Origin of the sequence: Neoaquamicrobium sediminum (genome assembly GCF_013240295.1) — a bacterium.
Lineage (GTDB): Bacteria > Pseudomonadota > Alphaproteobacteria > Rhizobiales > Rhizobiaceae > Aerobium > Aerobium sediminum.
Genome location: NZ_JABETK010000002.1, coordinates 96,342 through 108,431 on the forward strand (window position 1 = coordinate 96,342; position 12,090 = coordinate 108,431).

At 63.5% G+C, this 12,090-nt stretch carries 3 protein-coding genes and 3 pseudogenes; 4 read left to right on the forward strand and 2 right to left on the reverse strand.

What is annotated here, in order from left to right:
• The first annotated feature begins 17 nt into the window (after nucleotides 1-17).
• The 4 genes and pseudogenes from HK436_RS12195 to HK436_RS12210 all read left to right on the forward strand — a co-directional run bounded on the left by HK436_RS12195 (nucleotide 18) and on the right by HK436_RS12210 (nucleotide 6,788).
• Entirely contained in the window at nucleotides 18-1,571 is a 1,554-nt protein-coding gene (locus tag HK436_RS12195; RefSeq protein WP_173190300.1) for a Do family serine endopeptidase, read from the forward strand.
• A 165-nt stretch (nucleotides 1,572-1,736) separates the two neighbouring features.
• Complete coding sequence (locus HK436_RS12200; RefSeq protein WP_173190302.1) at nucleotides 1,737-2,411, forward strand: response regulator transcription factor; 675 nt, start codon at nucleotides 1,737-1,739, stop codon at nucleotides 2,409-2,411.
• 22 nt (nucleotides 2,412-2,433) lie between these two features.
• Nucleotides 2,434-3,941, forward strand: a pseudogene (locus HK436_RS12205) (sensor histidine kinase).
• Nucleotides 3,838-6,788, forward strand: a pseudogene (locus tag HK436_RS12210) (bifunctional [glutamine synthetase] adenylyltransferase/[glutamine synthetase]-adenylyl-L-tyrosine phosphorylase). The pseudogenes HK436_RS12205 and HK436_RS12210 overlap by 104 nt, the downstream one beginning before the upstream one ends.
• A gap of 30 nt (nucleotides 6,789-6,818) precedes the next feature.
• Here the strand turns inward: HK436_RS12210 and HK436_RS12215 are convergent.
• Nucleotides 6,819-9,148 (reverse strand): annotated as a pseudogene (locus HK436_RS12215) (PAS domain-containing sensor histidine kinase).
• A gap of 171 nt (nucleotides 9,149-9,319) precedes the next feature.
• The gene (gene pepN, locus HK436_RS12220) at nucleotides 9,320-11,965 is read right to left on the reverse strand and encodes an aminopeptidase N (protein WP_173190304.1); all 2,646 of its coding nucleotides are present in this window, start codon (nucleotides 11,963-11,965) and stop codon (nucleotides 9,320-9,322) included.
• Nucleotides 11,966-12,090: the final 125 nt, after the last annotated feature.

The following is a 12,090-nucleotide window of genomic DNA, read 5'->3' on the forward strand; positions in this document are numbered from 1 at the left end:
CAAAGGATTCCATAGTCATGGCAAACAGCACCAATACCGGGTCGAAAACCCGCAAGCGTCTCCTGGCAACAGCAGCTTCCGTCGCACTCGCCGGAGCGATCGGCCTCGGTGCAGTCGCGTCCGGCACCGTGCCGGTCATGGCCGAAGCCGTCCGTGTTGAGGGCGTTCAGGCACCAAGCTTCGCCGATGTCGTAGAGCAGGTCACGCCCGCTGTCGTCAGCGTTCGCGTACAGGCCAAGGTCGAGCCCGTATCCGACCGTGGCGACGGCAACTTCTCTTTCGATATGCCGGGTTTCGAGGACCTGCCGCGCGATCATCCCCTGTATCGCTTCTTCCGCGACTTCCGTGGCGATCGCGACTGGCGCAATGACGGCGGCCAGCGCGGCGAGCGTTTCGACCGTCGCGAACGTCGGGAGCGCGCACGTCCCGTTTCGCAGGGCTCGGGCTTCTTCATCTCGGAAGACGGTTTCCTCGTCACCAACAATCATGTCGTCGAGGGTGGTTCCACCTTCACCGTGGTAATGGATGACGGCGAGGAGCTGGATGCCCGGCTTGTAGGGACCGACCCGCGAACCGACCTGGCAGTGCTCAAGGTCGAGGAAGCACGCAAATTCACCTATGTGAGCTTCGCCGATGACGAAAAGGTCCGCGTGGGCGACTGGGTCGTCGCCGTTGGCAACCCGTTCGGCCTTGGCGGCACCGTCACGGCAGGTATTGTTTCGGCTCGCGGCCGCGACATCGGCGCCGGCCCCTACGACGACTTCATCCAGATCGACGCCGCGGTCAATCGCGGCAACTCCGGTGGCCCCGCCTTCAATCTCTCGGGCCAGGTGGTCGGCATCAATACGGCAATCTTCTCGCCGTCCGGCGGCAATGTCGGTATCGCCTTTGCGATCCCCGCTTCGACTGCGCAGGACGTGGTGACGAGCCTGATGGAAAGCGGAGCCGTTCTGCGCGGATGGCTCGGCGTCCAGATTCAGCCGGTTACGCCCGAGATTGCTGAATCGATCGGCATGGAGAACGGGAAGGGCGCGCTGGTCTCCGACGCCCAGGCAGACGGCCCCGCGCGTGACGCCGGTATCCAGGCGGGCGATGTGATCACGGCGGTCAACGATCGCGAGGTTGCTTCGCCACGCGAGCTGGCGCGCATCGTCGCCAACTACGCGCCGGACACCAAGGTCGACGTGACCCTGTGGCGCGGCGGTTCCCAGCAGCAGGTGAGCGTTGAGCTCGGCAAGCTGCCAGGTGAGGACCAGCTGGCTTCGCGTGAGGCGGCGCCCGCACCCTCGTCCAACAACACTACGCTGGAGGATTTCGGCCTCACAGTGACGCGGGCCGAGGAGGGCGATGGCCTGGTCGTGACCGATGTCGAGGCTGGCAGCGCGGCTGCTGATCGCGGCATCCAGGCCGGAGACGTGATCGTCAGCGTCAATTCTATGGCGGTCAGCAATTCCGACGACGTCGCCAAGGCGGTGGCGGAAGCGGAAGGGGCCGGCCGCAAGGCTGTCCTCGTGCAGATCAGTCGCGATGAAGGCAATCGCTTCGTGGCGCTTCCCATTACCAGCGGCTGACGTCGTTCTCGTTCCGCCAGGCACATGTCCCCCGCCTGCCGGAAGGGGACCTTGGAGCCCCAAGCCTGCGTCTGGTTTTGGCAACGGGTTCCGGCGGCGACGGTCTTGAAGGGCCGTCGCCGCTTCGCCGTCTCGCCACGCCGTGTTTTTGCGTATAGTCGGTCCATGAAGATTCTTGTTATCGAAGACGACCGCGAGGCTGCCGAGTATCTGGAGAAGGCGCTCGGCGAGGCCGGTCACAACGCCCATGTCGCCGGCGACGGCGAAACTGGGTACACGCTCGCAGGCGACGGTGACTATGACGTGCTCGTGGTTGACCGGATGCTGCCGAAACGCGACGGGCTTTCCGTAATTGCGGGGTTGCGCGCACGCGGCGTGGAAACGCCCGTACTGATCCTCTCGGCACTGGGTGAGGTCGATGACCGTGTCACCGGCCTGCGTGCCGGCGGTGACGATTATCTGACCAAGCCCTATGCGTTCAGCGAGCTTCTGGCGCGCATAGAGGTGCTCAGCCGCCGCGCTGGCACGAAGGACGTGGAAACCGTCTATCGGGCGGGTGATCTGGAGCTCGACCGCCTGTCCCACACCGTCAAGCGCGCGGGCAAGGAAATCGTTCTCCAGCCGCGTGAGTTTCGCCTGCTCGAATATCTGATGCGCCACGCGGGCCGCGTCGTCACGCGCACCATGCTGCTTGAGAATGTCTGGGACTATCATTTCGACCCGCAGACAAACGTTATCGACGTGCATGTGTCCCGCTTGCGCTCCAAGATAGAGAAGGGCTTCGACGCCCCTGTCCTGCATACGATCCGCGGCGCCGGTTACATGCTGAAGGCGGGATAGCGTGGCGGCATTGACCGCGATCATGAAGACTACGGCGGCGCGGCTTTCCGCGCTGTTTCTTGTCCTGTTCGCGCTCTGCGCGACTGTTCTGGTCTTCTACATGTCGTCGCTGTCTGTGCGTATGTTGACGACGCAGACGCAGGAAACGGTCGCCGCCGAAGCGCAGGTGCTCGGGCGCGCCTATCAGCGCGGCGGACTTCCTCTGCTGGTCCGTTTCGTTGAGACGCGCTCGCGCCAGCCGGGCGCAAACCTCTATCTGGTGGCCGATCCCAACGGGCGCATTCTTTCCGGCAACGTTGAAAGCCTTGACCCCGGCGTGCTCGAAACGGATGGGTGGACGGAGCAGGCATTCGAATATCGCCGGTTCGGCGTAAGGGGCACCGCTAATGGCGACGATCCTGTAGGTACGTCGCGGCTCGCGCACCGCGCGGTCGCCCTTGTGCTTCGCCTCCCCAACCAGATGATCCTCTTGGTGGGCCGCGATCTGGGCGAGCCGGAGATCGTCCGCGACATCATCAACCGGGCGCTGATTGTTGCCTTCGGCATGATGGGCGTCGGCGCCCTGCTGATATGGTTTTTGTCGGCCGCCGCGCCCTGAAGCGCATTGATAACGTGTCTGAGGCAAGCCGCCGCATCATGGGCGGCGATCTGTCCGGTCGCCTGCCGGTGACCGGTTCCGGCGACGAGTTCGACCGGCTTTCCGAAAACCTGAATAGGATGCTGGCGCGCATCGGCAAGCTCAACGACGGGCTTAAGCAGGTTTCCGACAACATCGCCCACGATCTGAAGACACCGCTGACGCGGCTTCGCAACAGGGCAGAGGCAGCGCTTTCAGGCAAGAAGACCGCCACCGAATACCGCGAGGCGCTTGAGGCGAACATCGCGGAGTCCGATCATCTGATCCGCACCTTCAATGCCATCCTGATGATCTCCCGGCTCGAGGCGGGCTATTCTGCGGAGCAGACCGGGCCGGTCGATCTGGCCGAGATTGTTGCAGATGTGGTCGAGCTCTACGAGCCGGTAGCCGAGGAGCAGGGTGTCATCCTCGAAGCAACGGTACCGAGTGCCGCGATTGTTCCGGCCAACCGCGAGCTCGTAGCGCAGGCTCTTTCCAACATTGTCGACAACGCGATCAAATATTCCGCCGGCAGCGGCGATGCGCCCAAGGTGGTCGTTTCACTGCTTCGCGAGGCCAACAGCGTGGTCATGGAAGTCGCCGACAACGGGCCGGGCATCGGGGAGGACGATCGTGAGCGGGTCACCGAACGGTTCGTGCGGCTGGAGCAAAGCCGGTCGCAGCCCGGATCCGGGCTTGGGCTGAGCCTCGCCAAGGCGGTGATGAAATTTCACGGCGGCGGGCTTGAACTTTCGGGCAGAAACCCCGGACTATCGGTGCGGATGGTCTTTCCGGGGATTCGCGTAAGGCATGAGCAAGATCGACACAGGCGAAGCATGGTTCGGCGCGCCCGTTGCAGCGCTTCAACCGCTAGACCCCGACAATGCCGCCGCCGAGCTGCGCGATCTCGCTGAGACAGCCGACGAACATGGCCTGAAACGACTGACGAAGCTGGCGGCGGCACAGAGTCCGCTCGCTTCGTTTCTCGGAACTGTCTTCGACCTGTCGCCCTTCATGCGCGACTGTGCTCGTCGCCGGCCTGAGACGCTGGATGCATTGTTCGACCAGCCGCTGGAAGAACGCCTTGATGCAGTTATCGACCGCATCGGTGGCCGGGGCCGTGCCGAGGATCAGAGCGAATCCGGCTTGATGGCTGAGCTGCGCGGCCTGAAGGGAGAGGCGCACTTCCTGATCGCGCTGGCCGACCTTGCGGGTGCAGCCGACGCGCAGATGACCGTGCAGCGGCTCAGCCGGCTGGCCGATAGCTGCGTTTCGGCAGCGGTCGACTTCCTGCTTTGCGATGCGCACCGCGCCGGCAAGATCGCGCTGCCGGACCCCGCCAATCCTGGCGTCGGCTCAGGCTGGATCGTGCTCGGCATGGGCAAGCTCGGCGCGTGCGAACTCAACTTCTCGTCGGACATCGACCTGATCGTGTTCTTCGAGCCCACGGCGGCCGCGATCGCCGATCCGCTGGAAGCAACGGACCTCTTCTCGCGCCTGACGCGCCGGCTCGTCCGCATCCTGCAGGACCGCACCGAGCACGGCTACGTCTTCCGGACCGATTTGCGGCTGCGTCCAGATCCCGGCTCTACGCCGCTGGCGATCCCCGTCGAGGCTGCGCTTCACTATTACGAAAGCCGTGGCCAAAACTGGGAGCGCGCCGCGATGATCAAGGCGCGGCCGGTGGCAGGGGACCTGAAGGCCGGTGCCGCCGTGCTCAAGGAGCTGACCCCATACATCTGGCGCAAGTACATGGATTTTGCGGCCATTGCCGATGTCCATTCCATCAAACGCCAGATCCATGCTCACAAGGGTCATGGCGAAGTGGCGGTGAGGGGCCACAATGTGAAGCTCGGGCGCGGCGGCATCCGCGAGATCGAGTTTTTCGTGCAGACCCAGCAACTCATTGCCGGCGGCCGCTTCCACGAGCTGCGCGGCCGCGAAACGGTGGCGATGCTTGGCGAGTTGGCTGCGCGCGGCTGGATCACGTCGGAGGTGCGCGATGCGATGGCCGCGCAATATTGGTTCCTGCGCGATGTCGAGCACGCGATCCAGATGGTGGCCGACGAACAGACCCATAACCTGCCGGAAGACGACGAGGGGCTCGAGCGCATCGCGCATATGCTGGGCTTCGAGGATGCCGAGGCGTTTTCGGCGAAGTTCCGGGCCTCGCTCCACCTTGTGGAAAAGCACTATGCTGCGCTGTTCGAGACAGCACCGGAACTGTCGCGCGGTGTCGGCAATCTGGTCTTCACCGGAGATGTCGACGATCCCGGGACGCTGGAAACGCTCCACGACCTGGGGTTCTCCCGGCCGAGCGACATCTGTCGGGTTATTCGCACCTGGCATTTCGGCCGCTACCGCGCCACCCAATCGGCTGAGGCGCGCGAACGGCTCACCGAGCTGACGCCGGCACTGCTCGAGACCTTCGGGCGCACGAGGCGCGCCGACGAAGCGTTGCTGCGCTTCGACGAGTTTCTCTCCGGCCTGCCCGCCGGCATCCAGCTGTTTTCTTTGCTGCAGTCGAACCCCGCCTTGCTCGATCTGATCGCGACGATCATGGGGGCGGCCCCCGGCTTGCCGCGATCATTACGCGCAGGCCGCATGTGTTCGACGGGCTGCTCGACCCGGGACTGATGTCGGAACTGCCCAACAAGGCCTATCTGGCGAGCCGGCTCGAGGCTTTCCTGCAAGGCGCCGATCTGCATGAGGAAAAGCTCGACCGGCTGCGCATCTTCGCTGCCGAGCAGAAATTCCTGATCGGCGTGCGTCTGCTGACCGGTGCGATCGACGCGGTGCGTGCCGGCAAGGCGTTCTCGGATCTTGCCGACCTCTCCATCGGCGCGGCGCTGGAGGCGGTGAAGGAAGAGTTCGCTGTGCGGCACGGGCACGTGTCAGGCGGGCAGGTGGCAATCCTCGGCATGGGCAAGCTGGGCAGCCGTGAACTCACGGCAGGCTCCGATGTCGACCTGATCCTTCTTTACGATCACGACCCGAACGCCGACGAGTCAGACGGCGAGAAGGGCCTGGCGCCTTCGCACTACTATGCACGGCTGACGCAACGGCTAATCGCGGCCGTTTCCGCACCGACAGCGGAAGGCGTGCTCTATGAACTTGATCTGCGCCTGCGCCCCTCTGGCAACAAGGGGCCGGTTGCCACCCATATCGAGGCGTTCCGGAAATACCAGCGCGAAGAGGCGTGGACCTGGGAGCACATGGCTTTGACGCGCGCCCGGCCCGTAGCCGGCGATGCCGAATTCTGCGACGCTGTCGAGGCGGAGGTGGCCGAAATCCTCGACCATCCGCACGACCGGGCAAAGGTGTTTCGCGATGCCGTCGAGATGCGTGAGACGATCGCGCAGGAAAAGCCCGCGCGCGACATCTGGGATTTGAAGCTGATACCCGGCGGCCAGATCGATCTGGAGTTCGTCGCGCAATGCGCGCGCCTCACGGACAATATCGAGCCCGATCGATGGCCGCCGACATCGACCGGCGACGGTTTGGCCAGGCTGACTCCCGCCTTTTGCGATGCGCAGACGCGCGAGGAGTTGCAGGCGGCCTATGGGCTCTACCTGTCGCTGACGCAGATCATCCGGCTTTGCCTGACAGGTCCGTTCGAGCCCGAAGATGTGCCGCCGGGTCTTGCCGACCTGCTCCTGCGTAGCACTGATCTTCCTGAACTTTCAGTGCTGGAAGCGCATATCAAGGAGACCTCGAAGCGCGTCGAAGGGCATTTCAGGACGCTGCTGCGCGCGGGTTGACGTAAAGAGCTCCGGCTGGCGTGCCGCTTTTCAGGCGGCCGCCTTCAGCTTCTTACCGACGGGGATACGCACAGAGACGATGGTACCTGCGCCTTCGGTCGACCTGATCTTGAGCGCGCCGCCGTGTAGTTCGGCGAGCGAGCGGGAGATCGCAAGTCCCAGCCCGGAGCCGGTGTGGTTCTTCGAGAACTGGTTCTGCACCTGTTCGAACGGGCGGCCGAGCTTCTTCAACGCATCTTTTGGAATGCCGCAGCCTGTATCCTCGATCGTCAGCATCACCGCGCCGGCGACCTTGCGCGCGCGCAGCGAGATATGACCACCCTGGCCGGTGAACTTCACCGCATTTGAGAGCAGGTTGATGACAATCTGCTTGATGGCGCGGCGATCCGCATGCAGCACCATCTGGTCGGAAATCTTCGTGTCGAGCGTGATCGACTTCTCGGCTGCCTGCAGCGCCACCACCCGCACGGTCTCGGTGATCAGCGGATGCAGGTCGATGCCCTCGCGGTCTATCGAGAACTGTCCGGCCTCGATCTTCGACATGTCGAGAATGTCGTTGATGACGCCCAGCAGGTATGAGCCGCTGGCGTGGATGTCCTTGACGTATTCGTCGTACTTGTCCGATCCGAGCGGCCCGAAATAGGCCTGCTGCATCATTTCCGAGAAGCCGATGATGGCGTTGAGCGGTGTCCGCAGCTCATGGCTCATATTGGCCAGGAACTCGGACTTCGCACGGCTCGCGGCCTCCGCGCGCTCGGTTTCCTTCATGTATTTGCGATTGAGCTCCACCAGTTCCGCCGTGCGCTCGCCCTCGGCCTTGCGGGCGAGGCTCAGGTCGTGAATCGTTGCCATCTGGCGGCGTTCGCTATCGACGAGCTTCTCCTGATGCAGCTTCATCTGCGTGATGTCGGCGCCGACCGACACCATGCCACCATCACGGGTGCGCAGTTCATTGACCTGCAGCCACCGTCCGTCGACGAGTTGCCGTTCATAGGTCGCACCACCGGATGGGCCGTTGGGGTTGGCAAGGCGGCGCTGGTGCACCGGCGCTGTCATGCGCTCCTCGACGCTGGCGCGAGGGGTGCCGGGGATGATGTCCTCGTCGCACAGGCCGTTATCCTGCTTGTACTTGGAATTGCACATCACCAGGCACTGCCTGGAATCCCACAAGACGAAGGATCCGAGATACTCTCGATGGCTGTGCGCAGCCGCATGTCCGCCGTCTCGGAGCGCTGGGCGAGTGTGCGCTGCTCGGTCACGTCAACCGCGATGCCGATCAGGTGCACCTCTGGCGCATCCGGGTCGCTGACCTGCGCCTTGGCGCGGATCCAGACCCACTGACCGGCGGCGTTGCGCATCCGGAATACGTGGTCGACCTGGCCGACATCGCGCGACACGATGCGGTTTGCGAGTTCGAAAAGGTCCGCATCGTCCGGATGGATGATTTCCGCGACAGCCCCGAACGACAGCATGGCTTCGGACGGCTCATAACCGAGCATCTCGTACATTGAGCGTGACCAGTACATCTGACCCCGCACCATGTCCCAGTCCCACAGCCCGCACCTGCCGCGCACCAGCGCCAGGTCCACGCGTTCCTGCGCTTCCAGGTACAGACGATCGGCGGCCTGCGCCCGCGCTGCCTGGCCGAAATAGGCATAGAGTATCACGATCAACACCCCGGCCGTCGCCACGAACAGGGTGATGTTGAGGGTGACGGCCTTGTTCCATTCGGCGAACACATCGTCCTGCGAGATCATCGCAAGGGCTGCCCCGAGGCGGCTGTCGTCTATGCCCATGGCCGCGTACCAGGTCTTGTCGCCGACACGGACTTCCATCACGCCGGCGCGTTCGCCGAAGAGGAAGAGCGGCTGCGCGCCGGACAGGACCGTTTCCAGCGAGCGCCCGACCCACTGCGCGCCGGCAGGGGTGGCGGCTTCGATGACGAAGCGGTCGTCGGTGACGACCATGACATGCCTGCTGCTGATGGAACCGTAGAGGGCGACATTGCTGATCAGGGCGTCGAAAGTCTCCCTGTCAGGTTCTCCCTCTGCCTGAGCAACGGACATGGCGTGGGTGAGGTGGCCGGCGGCCAGTCCCAGCAACCCCTTTGCCGAACGCTCGACGTCATCCCGCTGAGCCAGCAGCGACATGCAGCGCGTGCCTGCAACGATGATGAGAAAGATCACGATCAGGATAGGGATAAGGCGCTTCAGGATCGGCTCTGCCGCGAGAAGCTGGCGGTAGGCAGGCGCGGCGATCATGCGTGCATGGCCGGTCAACTGTCCGCGCGCATGCCGGGCAACCTTATGCCGGGCATGCATAATCCCCTCGGCCGCGTTCCACGCGTCCGCCTTTGCCATGAATGGCTCCCCGATCTGTCCCTCAAATGATCCGGCAACGCCGCACGCCCGAATCATGCATAAAGAATCAGACGCGATTCGCGCTGTCTAGTGGCCGCGGGCCGAAAGTTACGAATTCGTTACCTGCCGGCTGTGCTCAGATTGTCGGGCGCGGCGTCAGCGTCCTGCGAACTACGCCAGGGTCCGTTCGACAATGTCGCGCAGATCGCTGGACAGGTCCTTCGGCGCCGCAATTGCAAGCAGCGCTTCCCGCGCGGCGGCCTGTCGGTTCGGTTCGAGCGAGCGCCACGAGCGCAACGCCGTTGCCAATCGTGCCGCCAACTGCGGGTTCCGCTTCTCGATCTCCAGCACCGTCTCGGCGAAAAAGCGGTAGCCATCGCCGTCGGCGCGGTGGAAACCGGTCTGGTTGAGCGTCGAGAATGTTCCGATCAATGCCCGCACGCGATTGGGATTGGCGAGCGAAAAGCCTTTGTGGCGTGTCAGCGATTTGACGAGGTCGAGCGCAGCCTCGCCGGGAACAGTCGCCTGTGTCTGGTACCATTTGTCGAGTACCAGCGGGTCGTCGCCATATTGCGCTTCGAACGTATCAAGCGCCCGCTTTGTCGCGTCATGGCCGGCGAATCTGTGCGCGAGCACTGTCAGGGCCGCCGCCTTGTCGGTCATGTTCGTTGCTTCGTTAAACTGGTTCGCGGCAAGCGCCGGATCGTCGTCGGCGGCAGAGAGATAGCCGAGCAGGGTGTTGCGCAGGGCCCTCTGGCCCGCACTTTCCGCATCGGGGCTGAATGTGGAGCTATCGTCCAGTTCGGCATAGAGGCTGCGGAAAGTTTCGCGGTTTTGCCGTGCTATCGCATCCGTCAACGCTTCGCGGGCAATGAAGATCGCATCCGGATCGATGTTGGCGCCGATCTCGCGGGCAACGTCGGCTTCCGCCGGCAGTGTGAGCGCAAGCGCGCGGTAGGCCGGCTCCAGCGTCCGGTCGGCCGCGATCTCGCCGGCTGCTTCGACCAGGCTGTGGTCGAACTCCGGCTGCTTCTGGCCGCGCACCATGCGAAAGCCCTGTATCAGCGATTGCGTGAAAAGCGTCGTCAGCGCCTGCCAGCGGGCAACCAGATCGCTGTCGTTGCGCGCAAGGAACAGCAGGTCTTCGGGGCGTTGCTCCACCGACAGCGTGATCGGCGCGGAAAAGCCGCGATTGAGCGATAGCACCGGGCGGCTTTTCACGCCGTGGAAGCGCACGAGATGTCGCCGCTTCTTCACGTGGATGACGCCGTTCTCAACGGTAGCGCCTTCCACGCTCGTGGGCTCGATATCCTCGCCGTCCTCTCCGACGAGACCGAACGCGAGCGGGATATGCATAAGGCGCTTGCGGCTTTCCGAAGGGGTGGGCGGCACGGACTGCTCGATCTCCATCCGGAATTCGCTGCGCTCGGCATCGTGAACGCTGGAAATCGAGAGGTTCGGCGTGCCGGCCTGATGATACCAGAGCGCGAACTGAGAGAGGTCGCGTCCCGATGCATCCTCGAAGGCCTTCAGGAAATCCTCGATCGTCGCCGCATCGCCGTCATGCCGGCTGATGTAGAGCTTCATGCCTTTTCGGAAATCGTCGGCTCCCAGCACGGTGCGGATCATGCGCACCACTTCGGAACCCTTTTCGTAGACCGTGGCCGTGTAGAAGTTGTTGATCTCGCGGTACCTGCGCGGACGCACGGGATGCGCGAGCGGCCCCTGGTCCTCGGGGAACTGGTGGGCCCGCAGCGTCCGCACTTCGGCGATGCGCTTGACCGCGCGGGAGCGCTGGTCGGCCGAAAACTCGTGGTCGCGGAAGACCGTCAGCCCTTCCTTCAGGCAAAGCTGGAACCAGTCACGGCAAGTGATTCTGTTTCCTGTCCAATTGTGGAAGTATTCGTGAGCAATGATCGCTTCGATATTGGCGAAATCGGCGTCTGTGGCGGTCTCTTCGTCGGCAAGCACATACTTGTCGTTGAAGATGTTGAGCCCCTTGTTCTCCATCGCGCCCATGTTGAAGTCGGACACGGCCACGATGTTGAAGATGTCGAGGTCGTATTCGAGCCCGAAAACCTCCTCGTCCCATTTCATCGAGCGCTTCAAGGCATCCATCGCGTAGGCGGCGCGCGCCTGCTTGCCATGTTCCACATGAATGCCGAGCGCGACCTTGCGGCCGGATGCCGTGACGAACTCGTCGCGCAGCACCGCCAGGTCGCCCGCAACGAGAGCGAAGAGATAGGACGGCTTGGGGAAGGGGTCGTGCCAGACGGCAAAGTGGCGCCCACCGTCCAGCATTCCGCTTTCGACCAGATTGCCGTTCGACAGCAGTATCGGCGCGTCCTTCCGGTCCGCTTCGATCCGCACCGTATAGATGGAGAGCATATCCGGACGGTCGACGAAATACGTGATCCGGCGGAAGCCCTCGGGTTCGCACTGGGTGCAATAGACGCCGTTCGAGCGGAAAAGACCCATCAGCGTGCTGTTGCGGGTTGGGTCCAGCCTGGTCTTGATCGTCACGCTGAAGCGCTGTGCCTGGGGAGGCCGGGCGATGGTCAGCCGCTGTGGCGTCACCTCGAACGACGACGCGTCCGCTGACTTTCCGTCTACGGCCAGGCTCTCAAACACCAACTCGTCGCCTTCGAGCACCAGCGACGCATTTGCAGTCGCGCCTTCGCCGCGCTCGATCTCCAGCTCTGCCGTCACAACGGTGGCGTCGCCGTCCAGCACGAAGGTAAGTTGCGTGGTGGGAATGATAAAATCGCTGGGCCGATAGTCCTCGATCCGGAAAATCTGGCCTGTGTCCTTGCGCATGCGCTGTCGTTCCTGCTGGTGGCGCGGCCTGACCGCGCAACAATCGGGTGCCGTGCTCTTTACATGATCCCGACGCTCGACAAAACTGACAGCGAACCTATCTCACAATGGTCGACAGATCGTTT